Origin of the sequence: Collinsella sp. CM84Y_54 (assembly GCF_036317945.1) — a bacterium.
Classification (GTDB): Bacteria; Actinomycetota; Coriobacteriia; order Coriobacteriales; family Coriobacteriaceae; genus Collinsella.
Genome location: NZ_JAWQCX010000004.1, coordinates 52,192 through 78,880 on the forward strand (window position 1 = coordinate 52,192; position 26,689 = coordinate 78,880).

23 protein-coding genes are annotated in these 26,689 nt (G+C 60.4%); 22 read left to right on the forward strand and 1 reads right to left on the reverse strand.

What is annotated here, in order from left to right; all coding sequences use genetic code 11:
- Positions 1–195: 195 nt before the first annotated feature.
- The 11 genes from dnaB to V2391_RS07350 all read left to right on the forward strand — a co-directional run bounded on the left by dnaB (position 196) and on the right by V2391_RS07350 (position 15,309).
- Positions 196–1,593 (forward strand): replicative DNA helicase, encoded by a 1,398-nt coding sequence (dnaB, locus tag V2391_RS07300; RefSeq protein WP_329738932.1) that lies wholly within the window; start codon positions 196–198, stop codon positions 1,591–1,593.
- A 91-nt stretch (positions 1,594–1,684) separates the two neighbouring features.
- On the forward strand, positions 1,685–2,971 hold the full coding sequence (locus tag V2391_RS07305; RefSeq protein ID WP_022094075.1) for an adenylosuccinate synthase: 1,287 nt from the start codon (positions 1,685–1,687) through the stop codon (positions 2,969–2,971).
- Between the two features lie 119 nt (positions 2,972–3,090).
- Entirely contained in the window at positions 3,091–4,395 is a 1,305-nt protein-coding gene (gene purD, locus V2391_RS07310; RefSeq protein WP_329738801.1) for a phosphoribosylamine--glycine ligase, read from the forward strand.
- 21 nt (positions 4,396–4,416) lie between these two features.
- A complete protein-coding gene (locus V2391_RS07315; RefSeq protein ID WP_329738802.1) occupies positions 4,417–5,112 on the forward strand; it encodes an NUDIX hydrolase in 696 nt (231 codons plus the stop codon).
- An 82-nt stretch (positions 5,113–5,194) separates the two neighbouring features.
- The gene (locus tag V2391_RS07320; protein ID WP_329738803.1) at positions 5,195–6,964 is read left to right on the forward strand and encodes an ABC transporter ATP-binding protein; all 1,770 of its coding nucleotides are present in this window, start codon (positions 5,195–5,197) and stop codon (positions 6,962–6,964) included.
- A 19-nt stretch (positions 6,965–6,983) separates the two neighbouring features.
- Positions 6,984–7,949, forward strand: a complete 966-nt coding sequence (locus V2391_RS07325; protein ID WP_329738804.1) for a hypothetical protein — start codon at positions 6,984–6,986, stop codon at positions 7,947–7,949.
- A 221-nt stretch (positions 7,950–8,170) separates the two neighbouring features.
- Positions 8,171–9,616: a glutamine-hydrolyzing carbamoyl-phosphate synthase small subunit gene (gene carA / locus V2391_RS07330; RefSeq protein ID WP_329738805.1), complete on the forward strand. Its 1,446-nt coding sequence runs from the start codon at positions 8,171–8,173 to the stop codon at positions 9,614–9,616.
- A gap of 1 nt (position 9,617) precedes the next feature.
- Entirely contained in the window at positions 9,618–12,932 is a 3,315-nt protein-coding gene (gene carB / locus V2391_RS07335) for a carbamoyl-phosphate synthase large subunit (RefSeq protein WP_329738806.1), read from the forward strand.
- A gap of 342 nt (positions 12,933–13,274) precedes the next feature.
- On the forward strand, positions 13,275–13,739 hold the full coding sequence (purE, locus tag V2391_RS07340) for a 5-(carboxyamino)imidazole ribonucleotide mutase (protein ID WP_329738807.1): 465 nt from the start codon (positions 13,275–13,277) through the stop codon (positions 13,737–13,739).
- 368 nt (positions 13,740–14,107) lie between these two features.
- Entirely contained in the window at positions 14,108–14,815 is a 708-nt protein-coding gene (locus V2391_RS07345; protein ID WP_329738808.1) for a class B sortase, read from the forward strand.
- 77 nt (positions 14,816–14,892) lie between these two features.
- A complete protein-coding gene (locus tag V2391_RS07350) occupies positions 14,893–15,309 on the forward strand; it encodes a molybdenum cofactor biosynthesis protein MoaE (RefSeq protein ID WP_329738809.1) in 417 nt (138 codons plus the stop codon).
- A 109-nt stretch (positions 15,310–15,418) separates the two neighbouring features.
- Here the strand turns inward: V2391_RS07350 and V2391_RS07355 are convergent, their stop codons facing one another.
- A complete protein-coding gene (locus tag V2391_RS07355) occupies positions 15,419–16,648 on the reverse strand; it encodes a putative ABC transporter permease (protein ID WP_329738810.1) in 1,230 nt (409 codons plus the stop codon).
- Positions 16,649–16,945: 297 nt separating this feature from the next.
- On the opposite strand from V2391_RS07355, the gene purF reads away from it, so the two are divergent.
- The 11 genes from purF (at position 16,946) to V2391_RS07410 (ending at position 26,689) form a co-directional block, all read left to right on the forward strand.
- Complete coding sequence (gene purF / locus V2391_RS07360; RefSeq protein WP_329738811.1) at positions 16,946–18,616, forward strand: amidophosphoribosyltransferase; 1,671 nt, start codon at positions 16,946–16,948, stop codon at positions 18,614–18,616.
- 156 nt (positions 18,617–18,772) lie between these two features.
- Complete coding sequence (gene purM, locus V2391_RS07365) at positions 18,773–19,876, forward strand: phosphoribosylformylglycinamidine cyclo-ligase (protein WP_329738812.1); 1,104 nt, start codon at positions 18,773–18,775, stop codon at positions 19,874–19,876.
- On the forward strand, positions 19,866–20,573 hold the full coding sequence (gene purN / locus V2391_RS07370; RefSeq protein WP_329738813.1) for a phosphoribosylglycinamide formyltransferase: 708 nt from the start codon (positions 19,866–19,868) through the stop codon (positions 20,571–20,573). Before purM ends, purN begins: the two co-directional genes overlap by 11 nt.
- A 234-nt stretch (positions 20,574–20,807) precedes the next feature.
- The gene (locus V2391_RS07375) at positions 20,808–21,152 is read left to right on the forward strand and encodes a type II toxin-antitoxin system RelB/DinJ family antitoxin (RefSeq protein WP_329738814.1); all 345 of its coding nucleotides are present in this window, start codon (positions 20,808–20,810) and stop codon (positions 21,150–21,152) included.
- Positions 21,149–21,616, forward strand: coding sequence for a PIN domain-containing protein (locus V2391_RS07380; protein WP_329738815.1), 468 nt, complete (start codon positions 21,149–21,151; stop codon positions 21,614–21,616). The genes V2391_RS07375 and V2391_RS07380 overlap by 4 nt, the downstream gene beginning before the upstream one ends.
- Positions 21,617–21,681: 65 nt before the next feature.
- Entirely contained in the window at positions 21,682–22,149 is a 468-nt protein-coding gene (locus tag V2391_RS07385) for a PTS sugar transporter subunit IIA (protein WP_329738816.1), read from the forward strand.
- 223 nt (positions 22,150–22,372) lie between these two features.
- Complete coding sequence (locus V2391_RS07390; protein ID WP_329738817.1) at positions 22,373–23,596, forward strand: peptidylprolyl isomerase; 1,224 nt, start codon at positions 22,373–22,375, stop codon at positions 23,594–23,596.
- A 54-nt stretch (positions 23,597–23,650) separates the two neighbouring features.
- Complete coding sequence (locus V2391_RS07395) at positions 23,651–24,094, forward strand: GatB/YqeY domain-containing protein (protein WP_117769746.1); 444 nt, start codon at positions 23,651–23,653, stop codon at positions 24,092–24,094.
- A 207-nt stretch (positions 24,095–24,301) separates the two neighbouring features.
- Positions 24,302–25,033, forward strand: coding sequence for an amino acid ABC transporter ATP-binding protein (locus V2391_RS07400; protein WP_329738818.1), 732 nt, complete (start codon positions 24,302–24,304; stop codon positions 25,031–25,033).
- Positions 25,034–25,041: 8 nt separating this feature from the next.
- The gene (locus V2391_RS07405; protein ID WP_082435536.1) at positions 25,042–25,917 is read left to right on the forward strand and encodes a transporter substrate-binding domain-containing protein; all 876 of its coding nucleotides are present in this window, start codon (positions 25,042–25,044) and stop codon (positions 25,915–25,917) included.
- A 25-nt stretch (positions 25,918–25,942) separates the two neighbouring features.
- Positions 25,943–26,689 carry an amino acid ABC transporter permease gene (locus V2391_RS07410; protein ID WP_035136546.1) on the forward strand — a complete coding sequence of 249 codons (747 nt, stop codon included), beginning with the start codon at positions 25,943–25,945 and terminating at the stop codon, positions 26,687–26,689.

Below are 26,689 nucleotides of genomic sequence, written 5' to 3' on the forward strand. Positions count from 1 at the left end.
CTTGTTCTAAGAAGGGCGCTCTGGGAGACCAGGGCGCCCTTTTGTTTTTGCGCTGGGTGAGTTCATAGCAGTCATTGAGATGCGGTCCCGTGCATAGGACCGTTTATCCGTTTGGTTCGGTGATGATTGCCAAGGCGCGGCTCGATTTATAGCCGTGGCTGATACTATGGATGCTCGCAAGCGATATGAATGAGGATGCTCATGGCATATGACGATAGGGAGACGGGGCTGACGGTCGAGGACCGTGGCTCCAAGTTGGGTCTCCCCCAAAACCAAGATGCAGAGGCCAACGTACTGGCCGCTATGCTGCTATCGCCCGAGGTGGTCGAAGAGGCTCAGGTCGAGCTGCAGCCCGATGACTTCTATCGGCCCATTCATAAGACCATCTATACCGCGATGGTCGATATGTACAACAGTCGCATCCCCATCGACTCCATCTCGCTGATCGATTACCTGCGAAGCATCAACAAGCTCGATGCCGTGGGTGGCGAGGCGTACATTTTGGAGCTGATGGGTCAGACCCTGTCGCTCGTCAACTGGCAGCACCATGCCGCCATCGTTCGTCGCGACTCGATGTTGCGCGAGCTGATTGGCGCCACCAACGAGATCAACGCGCTGGCCTACAACGCCCCCACCGATACTAAGGAGGTCGTGGAGCTGGCTGAGAGCAAGCTGCTCAAGGTCACGGCGCGTGAGGTCAAGTCGAGCTACAAGACGCTGACCGAGTTTATGGTCGAGGCCTATAACGAGGCCGAGGAAGTGTGCAGGGCCGGCGGTCAGGCCGCAGGCGTGCCCACGGGCTTCCCGTCGCTCGACCGTATGCTCATGGGCTTCCGCGAGGGCCAGCTCATCATTATCGGCGCCCGCCCCGCCGTGGGTAAGACGTCGTTCGCCCTGAACTTGGCACTCAATGCCGCCGCCGCTGGCTATACCGTCGGCTTCTTCTCGCTGGAGATGTCGGGCAAGGAAATTGCCCAGCGTCTGATTTGCGCTTATGCCATGATCTCGATCAGCGATTTCCGTACGGGCCGCATTAGCCCCGAGCAGTGGGCCAATATCAATGAGGCCACGCAGACGCTGTCCAAGCTCGATATTCTGATTGACGATACGCCCGGCACCACGGTGACCGAGATTCGCGCCAAGAGCCGCCGTATGCTCCATAACAAGGAGAAGGCAATCATCATTCTGGACTACCTGCAGCTGGTGAGTCCTCCGCCGGGCCGTCGTTCCGAGAGCCGTACCGTCGAGGTCTCCGAGATGTCGCGTGGCCTGAAGATTATGGCCAAGGAGCTCAAGATCCCGCTGATCGCGCTGTCGCAGTTGTCGCGTCAGGTTGAATCCCGTACCGGCAAGCGCCCGCAGCTGTCCGACCTGCGTGAATCGGGCTCCATCGAGCAGGATGCCGATATTGTCATGTTCTTGGACCGATCTGCCGACGAGGCCGAGGCCTCGCGCGACGACCGACCCGACGAGGGCGTTACGCGTATTGTCGTGGCTAAGAACCGTTCGGGCCCGATCGGCGACGTCGACCTGATGTTCCTGCCGGCATCCACCAAGTTCTATGAGCTTGATGGGGCGCATACCGAGGAGTAGGACAGGCGCCCGTTGCACGGGTATACTAGGAATGTTTTGTGCTTCTGCGCGCTTGCGGTGCGCGGACAGTCCATGAATGTGAGGAGTAAACATGCCGTCAACCGTTTTGGTCGGTGCCCAGTGGGGCGATGAGGGCAAGGGTAAGATCTGCGACCTAGTCGCCGGCGACTTTGATGCCGTCGTGCGCTACTCGGGCGGCAACAACGCCGGCCACACCATCGTCGTCAACGGCAAGAAGTACGGCCTGCACCAGGTGCCCTCCGGCATTATGTATTCCGACCACGTGTCGGTGATCGGTAACGGCTGTGTCGTCAACCCCAAGGTTGTCCTTGAGGAGATCGACATGTTCGAGGCCGACGGCATCACCACCAAGAATCTCAAGATTAGCGGCAACGCGCATGTCATCATGCCGTACCACATCGATCTGGATGGCGCCTTTGAGCAGAAGCTCGGCAAGAAGAACATCGGTACCACCAAGCGCGGCATCGGTCCGTGCTACCAGGACAAGATGGCCCGTATTGGCCTGCGTATGCAGGACATGCTGGACGAGGCGCTGTTCCGCGATAAGCTGGAGACCGCTCTTGCCCGCGTGAACCCCGAGCTGGAGCTCATCTACAACCTGCCCACCTACACCGTGGACCAGATTTGTGACGAGTACCTGCCCATGGCCGAGCGCCTGCGCCCCTACATCACCGAGACGAGCCTGCTGCTCAACAATATGATCGATGAGGGCAAGGACTTGCTGTTTGAGGGCGCCCAGGCGACGCTGCTCGACATCGACCACGGCACCTATCCGTACGTGACGTCTTCTAACTGCACCGCTGGCGGCGCCATTACCGGTTCCGGTGTCGGCATGAAGAACGTCGACCGCGTGCTGGGCGTCATGAAGGCCTACATCACCCGCGTCGGTTCGGGCCCCATGCCCACCGAGCTTTCCTACGAGTCCGAGGCCGGCCACACGCTGACCGAGGAGGGCTACGAGTACGGCGTGACCACCGGTCGCCGTCGTCGCTGCGGCTGGTTTGACGGCCCTATCGCCAACTATGCCTCGCGCGTCAACGGCCTCACCGACATCGCCGTGACCAAGCTCGACGTGCTTTCGGCCTTCGACACCATTAAGGTGTGCGTTGCCTATGACGTCGACGGCGAGCGCTACACGAGCGTGCCCGAGCATCAGGTGCGCTTTGAGCATGCCAAGCCCATCTACGAGGAGCTCCCTGGCTGGAAGTGCGACATCACCGGCTGCCGCAGCTTTGACGAGCTGCCGCAGGAGGCTCAGGACTACGTGGCATTTATCGAGGATCTGGCACACACCCGCGTAACGTTTATCGGCGTCGGCGCCGGTCGCGAGCAGATCATCAACCGATTCTGGAAGTAATCGGTTTATACGGTTATTGCGATATACCCCTTTGCAGCCCGGACGGGCGGCCGAGGGGTATATTTGCTTGTAATGGGCCCGCTTGGTTGGCGGGCCGTTGATCCATAGAGGAGGCACCCTTGAAGGCGGACACTCAAACCATCGACATCCTGTTGTTGGGCAGCGGCGGCCGCGAGCATGCTCTGGCAGCCAAGCTCGCAGCATCACCGCGCGCCGGCAAGCTCTACATCGCGCCGGGTAACGGCGGCACCGCGAGCTGCGGCGAGAACGTGGTTCTCGACGATTGCGATCCTGCGGCCGTGGCGGCGTTTGCCCAGAGCCATGGATGCGGACTCGTGGTGATTGGCCCCGAGGCTCCGCTCGTGGCTGGCGTTGCCGACGCCGTCCGCGCGGCGGGTATTCCGTGCTTTGGTCCGGGTGCCGAGGGTGCCCAGATGGAGGGCTCCAAGCTGTTCTCCAAGCAGCTCATGGAGCGCGCGAACATCCCGACGGCCGCCTATGGCTCGTTTACTGACGAGGCCTCGGCTCTTGCTTATGTGCGCGAGCAGGGCGCTCCGCTGGTCGTGAAGGCCGACGGCCTTGCCGCGGGCAAGGGCGTTATTGTGGCAACCGAGCTTTCGCAGGCCGAGGAAGCTGTGCGTGAGTGCTTTGGCGGCACCTTTGGTGATGCCGGCAACACGGTGGTTATCGAGGAGATGCTCGTTGGCCCCGAGTGCTCGCTGCTGGCCTTTACCGACGGCAAGACCGTCCGTCCCATGGCTACCTCGCAGGACCACAAGCGCGCGCTTGAGGGCGATCTTGGCCCCAACACGGGTGGCATGGGCGTCTACAGCCCGGTGCCTATCGTGACCGACGAGGAGCACGCCACCATGGTGAAGGTCATGGAGCAGACCGTGGCAGAGCTCGCCGCCGAGGGCATCGACTACCGCGGCTGCCTGTACGGCGGCTTTATGCTTACCCCCGCCGGCCCCAAGGTGCTGGAGTTCAATGCTCGCTTTGGCGATCCCGAGACGCAGGTCGTGCTGCCGCGCCTTAAGAACGACCTGGTCGAGGTTATGCTGGCCTGCGCCAACTGCGAACTCGATCAGATTGAGCTCGATTGGCGTGACGAGTGGGCCGTGGCCGTTGTCCTGACGAGCGCGGGCTATCCCGGCAGCTATGAGAAGGGCAAGGTCATCACCGGTATCGAGGATGCCGAGGCCATGGAGAACGTGACGGTGTACCACGCCGGCACCGCTGTGGTGGACGGCAAGCTCGTGACCAACGGCGGTCGCGTGCTCGCCGTGACCGCGCTGGGTGACACGTTCGAGAACGCTCGCGACCTTGCCTACGAGGCCTGCGAGAAGATCGACTTTGAAGGCAAGACTCTGCGTCACGACATTGGCCTGCGCGCGCTGCGCGGCCGCGACGCCTGGGATGCCTAAAATCCGAGAGGGATGAGACGGATGGACGATAAGAACGAAGAGCTCGTGGACGCGCAGATCGTCGAGGAAGACGGTCGCGCGTACGGGCACGCCGAGGGCGAGCCTGGTGGCGAGATCGCTGACGAGCCGGCGCTGGTGCTGGGCGACGACGACCCGCATGACGCCCTGTTGCACGAGAAGATTCTTTCGGAGGAGTGTGCCTGGAAGGGCAAGATCCTCGACGTCCACCGTCTTGAGGTTGAGCTGCCTAACGGTCACCACAGTGCCCGCGATATCGTTCGCCATCCGGGTGCGGCGGCCGTTGTGGCGCTGACCGAAAGCGGCAAGATCGTGCTGGTGCGTCAGTACCGCACCGCCATCGACCGCGTGACGGTCGAGATTCCCGCCGGCAAGCTCGACCCGGGCGAGGACCCGCTCGATTGCGCCAAGCGCGAACTGCATGAGGAGACGGGCTTTAAGGCCGGCCGCATCCGCTTTTTGACGTCGATTGTCACGACCTGCGGTTTTTGCGACGAGATTATTCGCATCTACCTGGCTACCAAGCTCGAGTTTGATGCGCCCGATCCCGACGATGACGAGTTTGTCAACGTCGACCTGGTACCGCTGCACGAGCTGATCGACGCCGTGCTCGACGGTAAGATCGAGGACGCCAAGACCGTCGTGGGCGCCTTGGCCTGCGATAGCATCGCGCACCGCCTTGGGGGCACGGAGCTTTAACGAGTGGGGATAGCCCTGGGATAAGTACTACTGATTGCTTTGTCCCAGGGCCTTACGTTGCTGATATTTCTTTGAGGATCACATGCTGAAGAGGTTTCTTTCTTACTACAAGCCCCAGATGGGGCTTTTTGTTGCTGATACTATTTGTGCCCTGGTGCTTGCCGCCATTGACCTGGCGTTTCCCATTATCCTGCGCAATCTGACCGGAGGGTTGTTTACCCAGGGCCAGGCTGCCATTATGCAGGCGCTCGGCATGATCGCGGTGGGACTGGTGCTGATGTATGCCATCCGCTGCGCCTGCCGCTACTTTGTGAGCTATTGGGGCCACGTGATGGGCGCGCGCATGGAGTCCAAGATGCGTGAGGACCTGTTCGATCAGTACGAACGGTTTAGCTTTGCATACTTCGATCGCAACAGCTCGGGTGACATGATGAGCCGTGTGGTCAACGACCTGTTCGATATCTGCGAGGCGGCGCACCACGTGCCCGAATGGATCATTATCTGCGGTATCGAGATCATCGGCTCGTTTGTGATTCTGTTTACCATCGCGCCGGTGCTCGCACTCGCCATGGCTGTGGTAACGGCGGTGTTCGCGGTCATTATGTTTTGGCAGAATATGCGCATGCGCGAGGTCTTTAGCGATAATCGAAAAAAGATTAGCGGCATTAATGCGCAGCTGCAGGATTCGCTGGCGGGCATGCGTGTGGTCAAGAGCTTTGCCAATGAGCAGACCGAACGCTCTAAGTTTCGCGTCTCGAACAATCGCTACCTTTCGTCCAAGGAGAACATGTATCATGCCATGGGCGTCTACACCGCAACGTATGGCCTGCTCTCGGGCGTGCTCTATGTGATCGTGGTGCTGCTGGGCGGTTGGCTCGTTGCCCAGGGTCAGCTGCAGGCGGTCGATATGGCAACCTTCGCGCTTTACATTTCACTGTTCTGCACGCCTCTCGAGACGCTCGTCAATTCGGCCGAGACGTATCAGAAGGCCATTGCCGGCTTTAAGCGCATGGACGAGGTGCTCTCGACTGTCCCCGATATTCAGGATAAGCCGGGCGCTGCGGATCTGCAGGTGACGGCTGGTGCCGTGGAGTACCGCAACGTGTGCTTTAACTACGAGGATGTTGAGCTTGGCGCGGACGATGGGGCACGTCCCGTTATCGACCATATGGATCTGTCCATTAGGCCCGGTCAGACCATCGCTTTGGTTGGCCCCTCGGGCGGCGGCAAATCGACGACTTGTTCGCTGTTGCCGCGCTTTTACGACGTTGCCGGTGGCTCCATTAGTATCGACGGCCAGGATGTGCGCGACGTGACGCAGCATAGCCTGCGCCGTGCCATCGGCCTGGTGCAGCAAGATGTGTACCTGTTCGATGGAACGATCGGCGAGAACATCGCCTACGGCAAGCCGGGCGCCACGGCAGAAGAGATCGCCGAGGCGGCCCGCCGCGCCAATATCGATACCTTTATCGAGTCGCTTCCGCAAGGCTACGACACCGTGGTGGGCGAGCGCGGCAGCCGTCTTTCGGGCGGTCAAAAGCAGCGCGTCGCCATTGCGCGCGTGTTTCTCAAGAATCCCAAGATCCTTATTTTGGATGAGGCGACGAGTGCTTTGGATAACGAAAGCGAGGAAGCGGTTCAGGAGTCGCTCGAAGAGCTGGCACGCGGCCGTACCACGATCATCATCGCCCACCGTCTCTCGACTATTAAGCATGCTGACGAGATTGCGACCGTTGAGCATGGTCGCGTTGTGGAACGTGGCACGCACGAGGAGCTTCTCGCCCGTGGCGGCACTTATGCCCGTTACTATCGAATGCAGTTCGAAGGTGCGCGTGCGCACGAGCTCGACTGATTGATATGACAGGAAGATCATGGCTGATAAGAACCCTTTGACTCCGGAAGAAGTGACGGAGTTATTCTCCGAAATCGATGCATCCGGCGTCTTGGATCCTACGCTCGCCAAAAAGCGTACCGAGCGCATGCGCGAGAAAGAGGCTGCCGTCAAGCGCGGTGACAAGGCGACGCTGGCGCGGCTGCGCAGCGAGGACCGCGCGAGCCAGGCAAAACATATCGACCCGCTGTCCGAGGACGACCCTTCGGGTTCGCAGGTGAGCCACACCATTACGAAGACTGCCATGGCCGTGGTTATCGGCATCTTGGTGCTGATTGTGGGCATGCAGATTGGCTACGGCGTGATGCGACGCCTGAATACCGCGAACCTCTCCGAGAGCGTTTCGGTAGATACCGTCTCGACCGCGCTCAAGGGTGGACTCGAATGGGGTAATGGCTTTACGCAGTTCCCGCTCGATTTTACCGTCGACGAGGCCGATGAGCGCGCGGGCACGGTTGAGGTGACAGTGCTGGATACGTCTTCTGCCAATGAACTCGAGCTGCTGTCCAACGGTCAGATTCAGGCGGCGGCGCTCGCAACCAACGCCTTGCTCAACGACAAGATCGACCGCGTGGTGTATAACGTTCACGCCTATATCAACGAGGACAGCAGAATCCAACACGATTCCTTCTTTGGCATGTTTCCCGCCCGGGGGCACCAAAGCGCCATCCTGACGTTCGTCTGGACCAAGAGTTCGTCCAACGCCACGAGTATCGACTGGAAGATGCGCATCGTAAGCATGGACGACACCATTGCCGAGCGCATTCAAAAACAGGTGAACTCGGTTTCATCGCTGATCGAGGACCCGGTGGTGAGCCAGACCAAGATTGACGAGGAAAAGGCCGAACGTGACCTGGAGCATCGTCTGCATGGCCGCGAGATTTTCCGCGGCGGAAAGCCTGATCGCACGCCGTCCGAGCTGCTGGAGCAGGACAAGCAAAAGTAGCCCGCAGCCATATAGAACGATGCCATCCCGCGTGAGTCACAAGTCCACGCGGGATGATTTTTTATCCCGTCCCAGAAAAATCATTATGCATAGGAAGTCATAATTATCATTTTGTAAACAATTCTATGTAATTAATGCCATAGACGATGCTTGCGGTTAGAATACCGCAAGGCCTAACTGCACACCTTTAAGCCGGTCCCGTGAGACCGGGAAGGAGAACTATGGCGAACAACCATATTGCGGGCGCTGTCGCCCGCACCGTCGCGCCCAGCGAGCTGTGCCAGCGTATGCTGGCTAAAACCAGCAAGGGCACCTGCGGTCCCTGCATCCTGTATCTTGAGGATGGGACCATTTTTTATGGCCGTGCATGTGGTGCCGAGGGTACCGCAACCGGCGAGGTCTGCTTTAACACGTCGCTCGAGGGCTACTTTGAGGTCATGACCGATCCGAGCTATGCCGGCCAAATCGTAACCATGACCTATCCGCAGATCGGCAACTACGGCATTGACGAGACCGACGTCCAGTCGGCCTTCCCCGGCGATACCGCTCACCCCGCGAGTGCTCCCGCCATGCGTGGCATGGTCGTCCACGACATGTGCGCCACGCCTTCCAACTGGCGCTCGACCGTCAGCGTGCCGGAGTACCTGCGTGCACACGGTATCGTCGCTATCGAGGGCGTCGACACCCGCGCTCTTGTGCGCCACCTGCGCGACAACGGTTCCAAGATGGGCATTATCTCGACGGAAATCTTTGACGTCGACGAGCTTGTCGAGCGCCTGTCCGCCGCGCCCACGCTGGTCGGTGAGAACCTGGTCAAGACCGTGAGCTGCCCTGAGCCCCATGCCTTTGCTGCGAGCGACCTGCCCCCCGAGCATAATTTTGCAATGGCTCCTGCCACCCCCGCCCGCCACAGCGTGGTCGCGTACGACTGCGGTGTCAAGCGCGGCATCTTGGAGGGCCTGGTCCGTGCCGGCTGCGACCTCACCGTCGTGCCGTGGGATACGCCCGCGCGTCAGGTGCTCGACATGAATCCCGACGGCGTCTTTTTGTCCAACGGCCCCGGCGACCCCGATGCCGTGGTGGAGACCTACGAGCAGGTGCAGCAGCTGATCGGCAAGGTGCCGATCTTTGGCATTTGCCTCGGTCACCAGATGATCAGCTTGGCATGCGGCGCCCAGATGGAAAAGCTCAAATTCGGTCACCGTGGCGGCAACCAGCCGGTTATGAATCTGGTCAGCCGCCGCGTGGAGATTACCGCGCAAAACCATGGCTTCGGCCTGCTGTTCCCCAGCCTGGGCAAGCTTGTTCCCGAGCTTTCGGGCGGCGAGACCGAGCACGCGGCCGATGGCGATCTGCGCGCCTGGGTGCGCCGCGGTGTCGCGCCGGTCGTGATGAACGAGCGCTTCGGCCGCATTCGCCTGACGCACGTAAATCTCAATGATGGCACCGCCGAGGGCATCCAGCTGCTCGACGCGCCGTGCTTCTCGGTCCAGTACCATCCCGAGGCCTCGCCTGGCCCTACCGATGCCCACTATCTCTTTACCGCCTTTACGCGACTCATGGACGGCGAGGAAGACTATCTGGACATCGATACTGCCAAGGACCGCCTTGCCGGCTGGAACTTTGCCGACAATGGTTCCGCCGCTACCGAGACCGAGGAGAACTAACATGCCTAAACGTACTGACATCAAGCGTATCCTCGTCATTGGCTCGGGCCCCATCGTCATTGGCCAGGCCTGCGAGTTCGATTATTCCGGCGCCCAGGCCTGCAAGGTGCTCAAGGAGGATGGCTTTGAGGTCATCCTAGTCAACTCCAACCCGGCGACCATCATGACCGACCCGGGCTTGGCCGACCGCACCTATGTCGAGCCCATCACCGCCGAATTTATCGAGCGCGTGATCAAGAAGGAGCGCCCGGACGCACTGCTGCCCACGCTGGGTGGCCAGACCGGTCTGAATGCCGCCGTCGAGCTGGCAAAGGACGGCACGCTCGACAAGTACGGCGTCGAGATGATCGGCTGTGACCTTGCCGCCATCGAGCGTGGCGAGGACCGTAAGCTTTTTAACGAGGCCATGGCCGAGATTGGCCTGGAGGTTGCGCGCTCGGGCTATGCCTACAGCGTGGCAGACGCCGAGGCTATCGCCGAGCGCGTGGGATATCCCTGCGTGCTGCGCCCGAGCTTTACTCTCGGCGGCGCCGGTGGCGGCATCGCGCATACTCACGAGGAGCTCGTCTCCATCGTGAGCCAGGGCCTTGAACTCTCGCCCGCTCACGAGGTGCTGGTCGAGGAGTCCATCGAGGGTTGGAAAGAATACGAGATGGAGGTTATGCGCGACCACGCTGGCAACGGCATCATCGTGTGCTCCATCGAGAACCTCGACCCCATGGGCGTGCATACCGGTGACTCCATCACCGTGGCGCCGGCGCAGACCCTCTCCGACCTTGAGTATCAGCGCATGCGTGTCGCCTCGCTCGCCATTTTGGAGAAGATCGGCGTCGAGACCGGCGGATCCAACGTGCAGTTTGCCGTGAACCCCCAGGCCGGCCGCCTGATTGTCATCGAAATGAACCCGCGCGTGAGCCGTTCGTCCGCGCTGGCCTCCAAGGCCACGGGTTTCCCCATCGCCAAGGCCGCCGCTCGCCTGGCCGTGGGCTACACGCTCGACGAGATCGTCAACGACATTACCAAAGCTACGCCCGCCTGCTTTGAGCCCACGATCGACTACTGCGTGGTCAAGGTGCCGCGCTTTGCCTTTGAGAAGTTCAAGGGCACCGACCCCACGCTCACCACGCGCATGAAGGCCGTGGGCGAGATCATGGCGATCGGCCGCACCTTTGAGGAGGCTTTTGGCAAGGCCATGCGCTCGCTGGAGGATGGACATCAGGGTATTTGCGCTGGTGGCAAGGAGGGCGCCGATAAGCTGAGCGACGAGGAGCTCGCCCAGGCCGTGGGCACTCCGACTGAGCACCGCATCTTCTTTGTGGTCGAGGCCCTGCGCCGTGGCTGGGATGTTGCGCGCATCCACGCCATCTGCGGTATCGATCCGTGGTACCTCAACCGCATCAACGATATGGTGCAGGTCCAGGAGAGCGTTCGCGGCCTGCGCGTGGAGGACATTGATGCCGACGCGATGCGTCTGCTCAAGCAGTATGGCACGAGCGATGCCGAGATTGCCACACTGACCGGCTCGGACGAGCGCTTTGTTCGCGCTTACCGCAAGGGTCTGGGCGTGGTCCCCAGCATGAAGACGGTCGACACCTGCGCCGCCGAGTTCTCGAGTGCCACGGAATACCACTACAAGACCTACGAGAACATCTACCGTACGAGCCCAGTCGCCAAGAAGTGCGTTGCCCCCGACGAGACCACGCCGGCAGATAAGCCCAAAGCGATGATTCTGGGTGCTGGACCTAACCGTATTGGCCAGGGTATCGAGTTTGACTACTGCTGCGTGCATGCGAGCTATGCGCTGGCGGCCCGCGGCTTTGAGACCATCATGGTCAACTGCAACCCCGAGACCGTTTCGACTGACTACGACACGTCCGACCGCCTGTACTTTGAGCCGCTCACTTACGAGGACGTCATGGACGTTATCGATGTCGAGCGCCCCGACGGCGTCGTGGTGACGCTCGGCGGCCAGACCCCGCTTAAGCTGGCACGCATGCTCGAGGAGAGCGGCGTGAACATCATGGGTACCAAGCCCGACGCTATCGATTTTGCCGAGGACCGCGAGCGTTTTGCCGCCCTGCTCGACAAGCTGGGCATTATGTATCCGCCGGCGGGCCAGGCAACCTCGTTTGAGGAGGCCGAGGCCGTGGCCGCGCACATCGGCTACCCGCTGCTGGTGCGTCCGAGCTACGTGCTGGGCGGCCGCGGCATGATGATCGCCTATGATGCCGAGCATCTGCGCGATTACATGGCCGAGGCCGCGCGCATTAGCCCCGACTACCCGGTGTATCTCGACCGCTTCCTGGAGGGTGCGATTGAGTCCGACGTCGACGCCCTGTGCGATGGCGAGGAGGTATATATCGGTGGCATCCTGGAGCATATCGAGGAGGCCGGTATTCACTCCGGTGACTCCGCGACCTGCATTCCGCCGTTCAGCTTTAGCGAGAGCCTGCAGGCGAAGCTCCGCGAGACCACGCGCCGTATCGCCATGGCGCTGGGAGTCCGCGGCCTGGTCAACGTGCAGTATGCCATCAAGGGCGAGACCGTCTACGTGATCGAGGCCAACCCGCGCGCCAGCCGTACCGTGCCGTTCATCTCCAAGGCCACCGGCGTGCCGCTGGCCAAGTGCGCGGCGCGTATCATGGCGGGCGATTCCATCGCGAGCCTGGGCCTGCCGAGTGACGAGCGTCAGCTGGACTGGTTCTGTATGAAGGAAGCCGTTATGCCCTGGGGCCGTTTCCCGGGAGCCGACGTTATCCTGGGGCCCGAGATGAAGTCGACGGGCGAGGTCATGGGTATCGCCAAGAGCTATCCCGAAGCATACGCCAAGACGCAGCTGGCGATTGACTACCAGCTGCCCGATCCGAGCTGCGGCAAGGTGTTCATTAGCGTGTGCGACCGCGACAAGCGTCACATCCTTTCGGTCGCGCGTATCCTGCGCTACCTGGGCTTTGACATCTGCTCTACCGAGGGTACGGCGCGCGTTCTGCGTGGAGGCAACGTGACGTGCGAGGTCGTGGAAAAGATCAGCGGCCCGCATGACGGCGAGCGTCCCAACATCGGCGACCTCATCGCCGATGGCAAGATCGCGGTGATCATCAATACGCCGTACGGCCCGGGCTCGCGCGGCGACGGTTATCTGTTGCGTACCGAGGCCGTGCGTCGCGGCGTGACCTGCGTGACCGCGATGTCTGCCGCTAACACGTACGTGAGCGCCATCGAGGCGGTGCGTGAGGACCAGCAGGGTCACGGCAGCGCCAACGACATGGGCATGGACGTCATCGCCCTGCAGGACCTGCCGCAGTACACGGTGTAGGCTGAGCTGTCCGGCCGGGGCGGGAGGGGCCGAAGGGGCTTTGCGCGATGACTAGGGCTGAATAAAAAGTGAGTGTGGGATCCGCCGTTCGTTCGAACGGCGGATCCCACGTTAATATTTCAGCCAACGTACGTCATAGCAATTCCCGGTAGGTCGAAGGTGCTCTGCGGCGGCCCGGTGTTTTCATCTGAACGACTTTGCGTAGCAACCGGAGTGAAGATGAAAACACCGGGCCGCCGCAGAGCACCAACAGACCGCAGGGACGGGAGCAGCTATACTACTCTCAGTAGTTAAGGGTCGCGGATCCGCCGCGTCGCCGCTCTCAACAGGAGGTCTTTGTTTATGGCAGATCAAAAGCCGGTTGTCGGGATCATCATGGGTTCCAAGTCCGATCTGGGCGTTATGGAAGGTTGCACCGCCGAGCTCGAGACGCTCGGTGTGCCCTATGAGCTCGTCATTGCGAGCGCGCACCGCACGCCGGCGAAGGTTCACGAGTGGGCCTCGACTGCTGCCGATCGCGGTATCAAAGTGATTATCGCTGCCGCCGGCAAGGCCGCTCACCTGGGCGGCGTCGTGGCTGCCTTTACGCCGCTGCCGGTTATCGGCGTACCTATGAAGACGAGTGACCTGGGCGGTATGGATTCGCTGCTGTCGATGGTGCAGATGCCTTCGGGCGTGCCCGTGGCCTGCGTTGCCATCAACGGCGCCAAGAACGCCGCCATCTACGCCACGCAGATTCTAGGCGCTTGCGACCCCGAGTACCGCAAGGTTATCGAGAAGATGAAGCAGGAGATGGCCGACGCCTAAGCGGCTTGCCGCCTTATCTGCAATAGAGGAGAAATATGTCCAATTATCAGGGAAAACGTTTTAAACTGTCCCAGATTCCCGATCCTGCGAATCCAGGTGCGCCGCGCCCGGTGCAGCCGGGGCGGACGTCCTCTTCGCAGCCCGTCCGTCCGCCGCAGCCCGCCCATGTCGCGAGGCACGTTCGGGCTCCGCAGCCGGTGGCGCCGTCGAACCAGCGCGTTCAGGGCGCTTTGCCGACCTGCCGCCCGTCCAGTTACGGGGAGCAATCGCAAGCTCATCGTTCTCCTTCGCCCGGGCTCGGTGGCTCGGTGGAAAGTCCTGCTCCTAAGCGCAAAAAAGGCCGTTCGATTTTCGCGAGACTTCTTATTGTGATCGGTGTGTGCCTGATCGCTGCCGCCGCCGGCATCTATATCAAGGCGCAGTTGGGTTACAAGGAAGCAAGCGATTCGTATCAAAAGGTTGAGAAAAAGTCTGTGAGCGATAGCGACGCGAGCGGTGCACCCATTGTTGATTTTGCCACGCTTGCCCAAACCAACCCCGATGTCGTCGGTTGGATATATGTTCCCGGTACCGCCATCAACTATCCGGTGGTGCAGACGGATAACAACACCAAGTACCTGAGCACGCTCTTTGACGGCACGGCAAATCCCGTGGGCTCTATTTTCCTTGACTGCGATGACACGGCTCCCGGTATGGTGGACCAGCAGACTACACTCTACGGCCATCACATGAGGGATAACTCGATGTTCCATTTCATTGCTGACAGCGCCGACCAGTCGGTTTTCGACGGTATCGAATATGCCTTTTACGTTACACGCGACGGCGCCTATAAATTTAAGCCGTTGCTGACCAAGGTGGTCGAGGACTCGTACCGAAAAGCGCGTACTCCCAACTTTGAGGGCGGAGACGGCCTGAAGGCCTATCTTTCCGAGATGATTGACGGTGCTTCCGCCGTGGCGAGCGACGCTGAGAGCCGTGCTGCCAAGGCTGATAAGGTGCTCACGCTTATCACGTGTTCGCCTTCGGCGCTAAGGAACAAGCGTGCCGTGATGATTCTTACCCCCGTTGAGAACTAATGGTTGCATTGCGGGCAACGGAGGTACTGAAGGGCGAGTCGTCGCCCGACGGCATAAGAGATAAAAAAGGGGAAATGATGCTCGAGAATGGCAAAACGATGCCTTCGATTGATGCTTGGCTGCGCGAGGCCAAGGCCGACGCTTCGGCGCCGGCGTGCGGTATGTATCTGACGCATAACGGCGTGGTACGCGCGACGCCCAAGGCCGAGGTGCGCGGAGTCGAGACCGATGGCGTGGCGCCGGGCCACAAGGTGGGCGGCATGGTCTTTGACTACGATGCCGAAAAGGTGCGGTCTGCCATTGAGGCGACGCGAGCGATGCCGGGTATCGGCTATGTGCGCGTGTGGCTGGCAAGCGGCGAGCTTTCCGTGGGCGATGACATCATGCTCGTGCTCATTGGCGGAGACATTCGTCCGCACGTGGTCGATGCCCTGCAGACGCTTGTCGGCACCATCAAGAATGAATGCGTGAACGAGGTCGAGCGCGAGGCATAGGGCTTTGCGATCAATTCGAGCTCATCTATAGCAAAAGCCCGCTGGCAGTTAGGCTGAACTGCCAGCGGGCTTACTTGTCCGTTGGAACCGACTTGCGCCAGCGCCCGCGCTATACGCGTGTGGCGTCCTTGGGGCTCATGGTCATGCTCTGGAAGCGATTTTCCATATACTCATTATCGAAGTACTTGCCGTAGAACTGCGCAACGGGAATATCGTTGACCGTGCCGTTGACGCGCTGGTACCAGTAGTCGAGCGATTGCAGCGTCATGACGCCGTCGACCAGCATGATGATGGTAAAGATGACGGTGGCCGAGTAGCGGCTCTTCCAGGGAATCATGTTGATGAGTTTGAGCAATCTGGGCAGCAGCAGCTTGATCCAGATGAGTCCGCCCAGGCCCCACAGGCAGGCGAAGCCCGTGCAGGTGCGTCCGCCCGTAAGCACGGCGAGCGGATCGGGCATGCCAAAGAGCTTCATATGCGAGTAGCTCCACGAGACCACACCGAACGAGGTCTGCATAAACCAGCCCACGAACACCTCAAAGCTTGCGCCAAGTAGGGCACTCACCAAAAAGATAATGATGGGGTTCTTTTTGTAGAAGCGGTTGAGCACCATGGTCATGAGTACGGCGCCAAATCCGTAGATGGGGCTGAAGGGGCCAAACAGCATGCCGGCGCGGTTCTGGTAGACGCCCGGGTCGTCGACCGTCATATGCCAGATGTCCTCCAGGATGAGGCCCAGCACGCAGCAGACAAAGAATACCCAGAACAGGTTGAAGTAGTTGAGCTTGATGTAGCCTTCGCCGGTCTCATCGCGGCCGAGCATGCCCTCGGCGGCGGCGTCGCGATCGAGCATCTCCTGCAGGCGGCGCTGCAGTTCGCGCTCCTGACGAAGCGTGGGGTCGACGGTGGCCGAAAGCGCGATGAGGATGCCGAGCTGGATGGCGGGGCGCAACAAGAACGGCCCGATACCCTGGAGCATCACGTCGACCAAAAGCTCGACGACGGTGAATGCGATAAGGATGTAGGACAGGCGCGCGGCGTTGCGGCGCTGGTTCTTGATGAGGTCCAGGCCGAAGATGATTAAGATGACCGCGCTCGCCGCCGAGAGCATGATGCCGGCGACGATAAGGCCGACCGCGACGAGCGTGTTGTCGCCGAGCTTGGCGGCGGCGTTGCCGTTGATGAGTGCGGTGATGACCTGCCACATAAAGGCGCCGACCGACGGGAGCGTACCAACACCGGACAGGATGCACAGGACAGCGTACACCTTAATGATGAGGGGGATCTTCTTGACCTCCGTGGCGCTGGGGACGCTGGGGTCGAGTTCGTTTCGATCCATACACAACCTTTCTCGTTTTGTTGTAGATTACAAGGATACGCCGCCGACCTGCTAAAAGACAGGACGAACGTCCCAATTGCAGCAATGTAAGCCCTAATGGTGGGCGAGACGCGTCGCGACGGAAGCATACGGGATCGTTGGCCCCGAGAGCGGGTTTCCCAATAAAATGTTTGGCCGCAAAACGGATTATAAGCTCGGTGGGCTTTTAAAAAGCGCTGCTCATGCGCGGGAGTGCTTGTCTTGCCGTGCGTATAATAGGGCGGGTAACGCCAAATAACGAGGCTCTGAGGGGATGCCATGTCTCAAGAAACCATCCGCGCGGCCGAGCGTGCCACGGGACAGGTGACGACCATGTCGACGTACGATCCGGACTCCGACCAGCTGCATGAGGAATGCGGCATTTTTGGTGTGTGGGCACCCGATCGCGATGTGGCTCGACTGACGTACTTTGGTCTGCGCGCGCTGCAGCATCGCGGCCAGGAATCGGCGGGAATCGCCGTGGGCGATGGCGGCACGGTTATGGTTCGTAAAGACCTGGGACTGCTCGATCGCGTGTTCTCCAACGCCGACCTGTCGACGCTCTCCGGCCAGCTAGCCGTGGGCCACGTGCGCTATGGCACCGCCGGCGCCAAGAGCTGGGAAGCCTCGCAGCCGCATCTTTCTACCATCAACAGCGTCATTATCGCGCTCGCTCACAACGGCACTCTGGTCAACACCGACGAGCTGCGCCGTCAGCTGATCGAGCTGGGCGTGCCGTTCCTCTCCAATTCGGATTCCGAGGTCGCGACCAAGCTTATCGGCTACTTTACCCAGCGTACGGGCCACCTGCGCGAGGGCATTCGCAAGACCATGGAGCTCGTACGCGGAGGCTACGCCATGACGCTCATCAACGAGCAGGCACTCTACGCCTTCCGCGATCCGCATGGCATCCGTCCGATGGTGCTGGGCAAGCTCGTGGACGAGGGCCTGGACCAGGCCGACGCCGCTTCTGTTTCGCAGCTGCCCTCGCAAGATGATGCCTCGACGGTCGACTCCGCCGTCCATGTCACGCACGCTGGCGGCTGGGTCGTTGCCTCCGAGACCTGCGCACTCGATATCGTGGGCGCCGAGTACGTCCGCGACGTCCGTCCCGGCGAGATCTTGCGTATCAGCGCCGAGGGCCTGGTGTCCGAGCAGGGCGTACCTGCAGCCGAAGAGCCCGCCAACTGCATCTTTGAGCAGGTCTATTTTGCCCGTCCCGACTCCATCATGAACGGCAAGAGCGTCTACGCCTGCCGTTACGACATGGGTCGTCAGCTGGCACACGAAGAGCCCGTCGAGGCCGACCTGGTCATCGGCGTGCCCGACTCCGGCCTGCCGCCCGCGGAGGGCTATTCGCACGAGAGCGGTATTCCCTTTGGCGAGGGCCTCATCAAGAATCGCTATGTGGGCCGTACGTTTATCGAGCCCACGCAGGAACTGCGCGCCATGGGCGTGCGCATGAAGCTCAACCCGCTGCGCGACAACATCGAGGGCAAGCGCCTGGTCGTCATCGACGACTCCATCGTGCGCGGCACCACCATGGTGCAGCTCGTCAAGATGCTGCGCAACGCCGGCGCCAAGGAGATTCACATCCGCATCAACTCGCCCGAGGTTATCTGGCCGTGCTTCTACGGCATCGATACTGACGTGCAGTCGCAGCTCATCAGCGCCAACAAGACGGTCGAGGAGATTTGCGAGTATATCGGCGCCGATTCGCTGGCCTTCCTTTCGGTTGAGGGCCTGCTGAAGGTCATGCCCAAGGGCGGCTACTGCGATGCGTGCTTTACCGGCCGTTATCCCGTGGCGATTCCCGAGAGCTTTGGCCGTGACAAGTTCATGGAGGGCTTTAAGCCCCGCAACCTGGATAAGCCGCTGCACTTTGACGACGACGCCGTGGTCGAGAAATACGATGACCGCAGCTGGGAAGAGAAGCACGGCGAGGCCTAAAACCTGCCGTTTAGGGACAGGTTTATTTTGGTAGGTTTTACCTGCTGTTTTGTTGATTGAGCGGCGCGCGTTGCCAGAATGCGCGCCGAATCGAGAGCAACTATGAGCACCGGTTGGCGTCCGTGCGTCAAACGGTAGTGGGAGAGGAAGGCTCAGATGAGCGACAGCAAGCATGTGACGTATGAGGATGCCGGCGTCGATACCGCCGAGGGCGGCCGCGCCGTCGACGCTATTAAGCAAATGGTTAAGGACACCAACCGCCCCGAGGTCATCGGCGGTATCGGTGGCTTTGGCGGCCTGTTCTCGGCCGCCGCGCTTAAGGATATGGAAGACCCGATCCTGATCAGCGGTACCGACGGCGTGGGCACCAAGCTCGTGCTCGCCCAGATCATGGACCGTCACGAGACGGTGGGCCAGGACCTGGTCGCCATGTGCGTCAATGACATCTTGGCTTCGGGCGCCGAGCCGCTGTTCTTCCTGGACTACGTCGCCATCGGCCACATTGAGGCCGAGCATATGGCAAAGATCATCAAGGGCGTGGCCGATGGCTGCAAGCTCGCGGGCTGCGCGCTCGTGGGCGGCGAGATGGCCGAGCACCCCGGTGTCATGGCTCCTGCCGACTACGACCTCGCCGGCTTTACCGTGGGTGTCGTCGACCGTCCCAAGATGCTCGACCCTGCGAACGTCCGCCCCGGCGACGTCATCCTGGGCCTGCCCTCCACCGGCGTGCACTCCAACGGCTACTCGCTCGTGCGCAAGGTCATCGGCGTTGACGGCATCAAGCCGGGCACGCCCGAGGCCGCCGCTAAGGCCGAGGAGCTGAACCGCCCGCTCGAGGAGCTCGGCGGCGCATCGCTGGCCGACGCCCTGCTGGCCCCCACGCGTATTTATGTGAAGCCGATTCTTGAGCTGCTGCGCGGTGGCGCTCCGGTGCACGCCATCGCCCACATCACTGGCGGCGGCATCACCGAGAACCTCAACCGCGCGCTTGCCGACGACGTCGACGCCGTGGTCACTCGCAACGGCGCCGAGATGGGCTGGGATGTTCCTCCCGTCATCACCTACGTGTCGCGCCAGGCCGAGCTCGCGCCCAACGAGGCATGCAAGACCTTCAACATGGGAGTCGGCCTGTGCCTGATCGTCGCCCCCGAGGACGAGGCCGCGGTTACCGAGGCCCTGGTCGGGCTGGGCGAGAAGCCGTTCCGTGTGGGCGAGTGCGTCGAGGGTTCCGGTAAGGTCGTGTACTCCGATGAGCGCTAACGAGCAGATGGCTGCCGCCGAGGGTCTGGACTTTGTGCCCTATACTCGTCCGACCGGTACCGATACGGCCGAGCCGCTCAAGATCGGTGTGCTCATCAGCGGTTCGGGTACCAACCTGCAGGCGCTGATCGACCTGATCGCCGCTGGCAAGCTCAATGCTTCGATTGAGCTTGTGGTGTCGAGTCGTCCTTCGGCCAAGGGTTTGCAGCGTGCAGAGCGCGCGGGCATCCAGACGCTTACGCTATCCAAGGATGTCTATGCTGATCCCATCGCCGCCGACGAGGTCATCGCGCACGAGCTGCTCGAGCGCGGCTGCGAGTATGTGGTCATGGCCGGCTACATGCGCATGGTGCATACGCCGCTGCTGGCGGCGTTTCCCAACCGCGTGGTCAACTTGCATCCGGCGCTGCTGCCGAGCTTTACCGGCGCGCATGCGATCGACGATGCTTTTGCGCGCGGCGTCAAGGTGACCGGTGTGACCGTGCATTTTGCCAACGAGATCTACGACAATGGCCCCATCATCGCCCAGCGAGCGCTGGCCGTCGAGGAGGGCTGGGACGTCGACACGCTCGAGGAGCATATCCACGCGATTGAGCACGTGCTGTATCCCGAGGTAGTTCAGATGCTCGCTGACGGTCGCGTCCACGTGCTGGAGAGCGGCAAGGTCGCAATTGATGCGCCCCGCCATCGTGCGTAAAAGGATTCGCTCGGTTTTCCTTACAACGTAAACTATCAAAAAGCTGATTGGGGCATATGGAATCACATGTGCCTCAATCAGCTTTTATTACCCCTTTGATTTTGGACTCTGGATAACGTGACGTGTGTCATTTCCATCCCAAGAAATCCGATAGGGCCTCGTCCGCGTGTGGCCGGGCCCTTTTGCGTGGCCTTTTATGTCTGCTATACTGCTAGCAAGTAGAGAGGAGCCGCTATGGGTACAGCAACGGTGCAGCTCAACACGCGAATCGACCCTATGCTCAAAGCTGGTGGCGATGCAGTCCTAACTCGCAATGGATTGGGGCCGAGCGATGCCATTCGTGCGCTTTGGGCTTATCTCGTCGAGCATCAAACGTTGCCGGGATTTATGGTGGCGGATAAGCGCGAGGCGCCCCGTGCGGAGAGTCTGGCCGAGCAGGGGTGTGGCCTAGCTTTTTCTTCGTTGGGGCTACGTGCTTCGGATTTTGCGCCAGCTGGATCATCTGCGGAAGACTGGGATGCCGTACGGGATGATATGTATGAAGCGATGATTGCTGACATTGAGGCGAATTGCCGATGATTGAGGCAAAGCATCTCTTGGTAGATACGAACGTTTGGCTCGATTATTACCTGCAAGAGGGGGCGTTCGACGAAGCGAAGAGATTGGTTGAACTGGCCGAGGCAGGAAAGATCGACCTTCTGTATGCGCCAACGACGGCAAAGGACGTGTTCTATATTTTGCCTCGGCGACTAGCCAGGCGGAATGTGAATGGGATTAACGTGTCGTTTGCCTCGGCGTCATGGGCCTGCATTGAGCACATGATGCAGGTGGCAACTGCCTCTCCGCTTTCGTTGGCAGAGTGCGAGATGGCGCGCATGCTTGGCAAACACATGTCGGATCTTGAAGACAACCTCATCATCGCTTCGGGCGAGACGGCAGATGTTGACTACGTGGTCACGAGTGACCGCCGTATGCTGGAGGCGATGCCCGAAGTTTGCCTGACGCCAGCTCGCGCACTCGATATGATTGAGATCCTCGACTAACCTTGCCTGTCTCGTTTCGCTATCATATGGGACATTGTGAACCTCATGCAACTTTGGAGGACGGTATGGCGGATAACGCCGAGATGCTATTCTCGCCTGAGCTGGTGTTTTTTGATTGGGAGTGTGCGACGCCGGATGGGGTGTTTGCGCGACTCGAGGGCGAGCTTGCACCACGTGGCTACATTGCCGACGGTTGGCTCGACGCCGTTCGCATGCGCGAGGATGCCTATCCCACGGGTCTCGCTATGCCGGCGGCAAACATTGCCATTCCGCATACCGATCCGGGGTTTGTGGCCAAGCCCTATATCGCGGTGGTGAAGCCCGCCGCGTCCGTGACATTTAACGCTATGGCTGGCATGGGCGCTCCCGTGCCGGCGCAGATCATCATCAATCTGGGCATTGCCGAGCCGGGCGGTCAGGTCGAGGCCCTGCAAGCGCTCATGAATATCTTTATGGATGCCGACGCCGCAGCCGACGTGCTCGGCCAGACCACACCCCAGGGCGTGGTCGACGCCATCCGCCGCCACTTCTAAGGTGGAACAAAGCCGGCACCTGGGGACGTTCCTTTTCTGCCGGCAGTTAGGGACAGTCCCCAAGTGCCGGCACAAAAGGAACGTCCCTAACTGCCGACTGCCGGGTATGCCCCTTTGCACCAAAATGGTGCAGATTAATCTGTGTCCCATGCACCAGGTGTGCCGCAGGGGCTGCGTTGTGACACAATGGCGTTTGTTCGATTCGTGATGCGAAAGGCCAAACATGGCAAATAAGAAAAAGAACCCCGAGGCCGCGCCGACGCCCGAGCAACAGGCTCGCACCGCCTCCAACTCTCGTAAGAATCAGCGCAAGACCTATGTGTCCAAGACCGTCAAGATTATCCTGGTGGTCATCGGCGTGCTGGCGATGCTGCTTTCCGTCTCGGCCATGGCGTGCTCCGGCCTGATGTCGCAGACCGAAAGCGCCAGCTCGGGCTATAAGCTCACTGGTGGCGTGGCTGCTACCATCAATGGCACCAACCTCACCGAGGACACCGTGACCAAGCAGATCATGAGCATGCGTACGTCCTACGGCTACACCAAGGACAAGGACTGGGCGCAGTACCTGGTCGACAACGACCTCACGCCCAAGAAGTATCGCAAGCAGCTCATCGACTCCTATACGCAGCAGATTCTGCTTCAGCAAGCGCAGAAGGAAAACGGCGTGACCGTCTCGGACGAGGAGGTCGAGAAGGCCTGGAAGGACGCCTGCAAGAGTGCCGGCGGCGCCAAGGCCTTTAAGAAGACGCTTAAGACCTACGGCTATACCGAGGACACCTACAAGGACTCGCTCAAGGAGAGTCTGGCGCAGCAGAAGCTTAAGGATGCGGTAGCGCCCACAAGCAAGCCCAAGGACAGCGAGATTGTCGATTACATCAACGAGAACCTGTCCAACTACAATGACGCCCGTCGCTCGTCGAATATTCTGATCAAGGTCGATTCCGACGCTTCCGACGAGGATAAGGCCGCCGCCAAGGCCAAGGCGCAGGAGTGCCTGGACAAGATCAACTCCGGCGAGCTGAGCTTTGAGGACGCCGTAAAGCAGTACTCCGACGATACCGGCTCCAAGGATAAGAAGGGCGATGTGGGCTGGGACAAGCTCACCACCTTCGTCGACAGCTACCAGGCGGCGCTCGAGGTGCTCAACAAGGGCGATGTGAGCGACGTCGTCGAGTCGACCTATGGTTACCACATCATCAAGTGCACCGACTACTTCCATGTCGATAATCAGGTCGATGACATTAAGCAGGTGCCCAAGGACATCAAGAAGTACGTCTCCAACGTGGTGAAGACGCAGGCGGCAAGCACCGCGTACAGCGAGTGGCTGGAGCAGTACAAGAAGGACGCCGACATCACCGTTAACCCCATGCCCAAGGACGTGCCCTATAACGTCAGCCTGAAGGGCGTCACCAAGAGTTCGACCGGCGATTCGTCGACGACTGAGTAATCATGGGGCGGTGCCCGCGTGAGTGCCGCCCACGCTATTGAGGAGGATTTGCAGATGACCAACGAAGAGCTGCAGAAGGAAATGATCGCGGCCATGAAGGCTAAGGACAAGGTTCGCCTGTCCATCATTCGCCAGGTCAAGGCCGAGGTGAAGAATATTGAGGTCAACGAGCGCCGCGATGTGACCGAGGAAGACGTCAACAACATGATCAAGCGTCTGATTAAGCAGACGAGCGAGACGCTGGAGATGTCCATCAAGGCCGGCACCGACCAAGAGCGTACCGACAACCTGACCGAGCAGGTCAAGATTCTGGAGAGCCTGCTGCCTGCGCAGGTTTCGGGCGAGGAGCTCGAGGCCCTGATCGAGCAGGTTATCGCCGAGCTGGGCGCTACGTCCAAGAAGCAGATGGGCCAGGTTATGGGTGCACTCGGCAAGGCCACCGGCGGCAACTTCGACAAGCCGGCAGCAGCAAAGATCGTCGGAGCGAAATTGGCGTAAGTGCCGGCCGACACATAGCTGATGTCGAGGGGGGCGTGACCATTGCGGTCGCGCCCCTTTTTGATGAGCCTGTCCCCAATGAGTGGGTTATCCCCAATGACTAGGGGGAAGATTGCGGGTTCTTTACGGGGATGTAGTGTGGGCTGCGGAAACGTGGTTCTTTCCGTACAATAGTTCAACTCGTGTAAACGCAGGGAAGGGACATTCATGGCAGACATGATCGAGATCAAGCATCTCAACAAGTACTTTGGCGACCTGCATGTGCTCAAAGATATCAACCTCACCGTCAAGCGCGGCGAGAAGCTCGTAATGATCGGGCCTTCCGGCTCGGGTAAGTCGACGCTCATCCGTTGTGTCGATTATCTTGAGGAGCCCACATCGGGCGAGGTTATCATTGACGGTACGCCGCTCACCAAAAAGAACCACCTGGAGATGGCTCGCAAGTATAGCTCCATGGTGTTTCAGCAGTTCAACCTGTATCCCAACATGACGGTGCTGGGCAACCTGACACTCGCGCCCACCAAGCTGCAAAAGAAGAGCAAGGAGGAGGCGACCGAGATCGCCATCGCCGCGCTCAAGCGTGTTGGCATGGCGCATAAGGCCGGCGAGTATCCGCAGAACCTCTCGGGCGGTCAGCAGCAGCGCATCGCCATCGCTCGTGCCCTGTGCACCAAGCAGCCCATCATCCTGTTTGACGAGCCGACCTCGGCGCTCGACCCCGAAATGGTCCAGGAGGTTCTGGACGTTATGATTGAGCTTGCGCAGGAGGATATCACCATGATCTGCGTGACGCATGAGATGGGCTTTGCGCGCCAGGTGGCCGACCGCGTCATCTTTATGGAGGACGGCCGCATCCTGGAGGAGGGCACGCCCGAGCACTTCTTCGATAACCCCGAGAACCCGCGCTGCCGCGAGTTCCTGTCCAAGATTCTGCACTAGGCGCGGTGATGGACATGACGGATATGACGAGGGCGGCCGTGTCGCGCCGTCACTTTTTGCAGCTGGCGGGTGCCGGCATGCTTGCGCTGACGGGGACCGCGCTTACCGGTTGCGGCAACTCCACCAGCGGCGAGGGTTCCGACAAGGGGTCCAAACTTGCGGCCATTAAGTCGCGTGGCCATCTGAATGCTGGCGTTAAGAAGGATGTTCCCGGCTACGGCTATTACGACACCGCCAAGGGCCGCTTTGAGGGCATGGAAGTCGATTTGTGCTACCAGATCGCCGCTGCCGTCTTTGGCGTGAGCTACAAGGAGGCCCGTGCCCAGGAGCTTGTCGAGTTTACCGACGTAACGCCCAAGACGCGCGGTCCGCTGATCGATAACGGCCAACTCGACGTGGTCGCGGCGACCTACACCATCACCGACGAGCGCAAGAAGAGCTGGGATTTCTCGACGCCGTACCGCACCGACTACGTGGGACTCATGGTCAAGAAGCGTTCGGGCTTTACCTCGATTGAGGACCTAGACGGCAAGGTCATCGGCGTGAGCCAGGGTGCTACCACGCAGGGCCTGATCGAGCAGATGATCAAGGACAACGGCTTTAGCTGCAAGCCCGAGTTTAGGGCCTTTAGCGGCTACCCCATCATCAAGAGTTCGCTCGACGCCGGCAATATCGACGTCTTTGCTATGGACCGCTCCACGCTGGCCGGTTACATGAACGAGACCGTTGAGCTGCTGCAGCCCGAGGTCAAATTTGGTGAGCAGGGCTACGGCGTGGCGACCAAGAAGGGCTGCGACCTTTCGGCCGTGGTCGATCAGGTGATTTGCGATCGCTTGGCCGACGGCTGGCTCGACCAAGAGGTCAAGACCTGGGGTCTTGTATAGGCGCATCGTCCAAGGAAGGAATCAAATGCTCGAAGGATTGTTTGACGCCGACCGCTGGTCGACGACATTTCAAAACATGGGACCCTTCTGGGAGGGCTTTGGCGTGACGCTGCAGGTGGTCGTTGCCGGTCTGCTGCTGTCGCTGGTGCTGGGCACGCTGCTGGGCGTGTTCTCTACCACTCGTTCGCGCGTGCTGCGCGCCATAAGCCGCGTGTACGTGGAGTTTTACCAGAACACCCCGCTGCCCGTGCAGGTGCTCTTTATGTACATGGCCGGTCCGCAGTTTTTGCAGGCCATAACCGGTGCCGATCAGCCGGTGCGCATCGCGCCGTTCGTGCTGGGCTTCTTGGGTGTGGGCCTGTATCACGCGGCCTACATTTCGGAGGTCATCCGCACTGGTATCGAGGCGGTTCCGCGCGGTCAGATGGAGGCGGCCCAGAGCCAGGGCTTCACTCGCGCGCAGGCATACTGGTACATCGTGCTGCCCCAGACGTTCAAGATCATTCTGCCGCCGCTGTGTAACCAGGCGCTCAACCTGGTCAAGAACACGTCGGTGCTGGCGCTTGTGGCCGGCGGCGACCTTATGTACCGTTCCGACAACTTTGTGAGTCTGTACGGTTACCTGCAGGGATACATCGTCTGCTGCCTTATGTACTTCATCATCTGCTTTCCGCTCGCCATGCTGGTGCAGTGGCTCGAGCGCCGCTCCAAGGAGCGTCCGCGCGGCGTGAGCCTGGCCGAGCTGGGGCTCGATAACGTAGAGGAGGCCTAG

Excerpts from the sequence above, each read along its gene's own strand:
- dnaB (WP_329738932.1), top strand. The coding sequence starts at position 196 with ATGCTCATGGCATATGACGATAGGGAGACGGGGCTGACGGTCGAGGAC.
- V2391_RS07315 (WP_329738802.1), top strand. The coding sequence starts at position 4,417 with ATGGACGATAAGAACGAAGAGCTCGTGGACGCGCAGATCGTCGAGGAA.
- purN (WP_329738813.1), top strand. The coding sequence starts at position 19,866 with ATGAGCGCTAACGAGCAGATGGCTGCCGCCGAGGGTCTGGACTTTGTG.
- V2391_RS07350 (WP_329738809.1), top strand. The coding sequence starts at position 14,893 with ATGCTCGAGAATGGCAAAACGATGCCTTCGATTGATGCTTGGCTGCGC.
- V2391_RS07320 (WP_329738803.1), top strand. The coding sequence starts at position 5,195 with ATGCTGAAGAGGTTTCTTTCTTACTACAAGCCCCAGATGGGGCTTTTT.
- V2391_RS07355 (WP_329738810.1), bottom strand. The coding sequence starts at position 16,648 with ATGGATCGAAACGAACTCGACCCCAGCGTCCCCAGCGCCACGGAGGTC.
- V2391_RS07325 (WP_329738804.1), top strand. The coding sequence starts at position 6,984 with ATGGCTGATAAGAACCCTTTGACTCCGGAAGAAGTGACGGAGTTATTC.
- V2391_RS07410 (WP_035136546.1), top strand. The coding sequence starts at position 25,943 with ATGCTCGAAGGATTGTTTGACGCCGACCGCTGGTCGACGACATTTCAA.
- V2391_RS07385 (WP_329738816.1), top strand. The coding sequence starts at position 21,682 with ATGGCGGATAACGCCGAGATGCTATTCTCGCCTGAGCTGGTGTTTTTT.
- purF (WP_329738811.1), top strand. The coding sequence starts at position 16,946 with ATGTCTCAAGAAACCATCCGCGCGGCCGAGCGTGCCACGGGACAGGTG.
- V2391_RS07400 (WP_329738818.1), top strand. The coding sequence starts at position 24,302 with ATGGCAGACATGATCGAGATCAAGCATCTCAACAAGTACTTTGGCGAC.
- V2391_RS07390 (WP_329738817.1), top strand. The coding sequence starts at position 22,373 with ATGGCAAATAAGAAAAAGAACCCCGAGGCCGCGCCGACGCCCGAGCAA.
- V2391_RS07375 (WP_329738814.1), top strand. The coding sequence starts at position 20,808 with ATGGGTACAGCAACGGTGCAGCTCAACACGCGAATCGACCCTATGCTC.
- carB (WP_329738806.1), top strand. The coding sequence starts at position 9,618 with ATGCCTAAACGTACTGACATCAAGCGTATCCTCGTCATTGGCTCGGGC.
- purE (WP_329738807.1), top strand. The coding sequence starts at position 13,275 with ATGGCAGATCAAAAGCCGGTTGTCGGGATCATCATGGGTTCCAAGTCC.
- carA (WP_329738805.1), top strand. The coding sequence starts at position 8,171 with ATGGCGAACAACCATATTGCGGGCGCTGTCGCCCGCACCGTCGCGCCC.
- V2391_RS07380 (WP_329738815.1), top strand. The coding sequence starts at position 21,149 with ATGATTGAGGCAAAGCATCTCTTGGTAGATACGAACGTTTGGCTCGAT.
- purM (WP_329738812.1), top strand. The coding sequence starts at position 18,773 with ATGAGCGACAGCAAGCATGTGACGTATGAGGATGCCGGCGTCGATACC.
- V2391_RS07395 (WP_117769746.1), top strand. The coding sequence starts at position 23,651 with ATGACCAACGAAGAGCTGCAGAAGGAAATGATCGCGGCCATGAAGGCT.
- V2391_RS07405 (WP_082435536.1), top strand. The coding sequence starts at position 25,042 with ATGGACATGACGGATATGACGAGGGCGGCCGTGTCGCGCCGTCACTTT.
- V2391_RS07305 (WP_022094075.1), top strand. The coding sequence starts at position 1,685 with ATGCCGTCAACCGTTTTGGTCGGTGCCCAGTGGGGCGATGAGGGCAAG.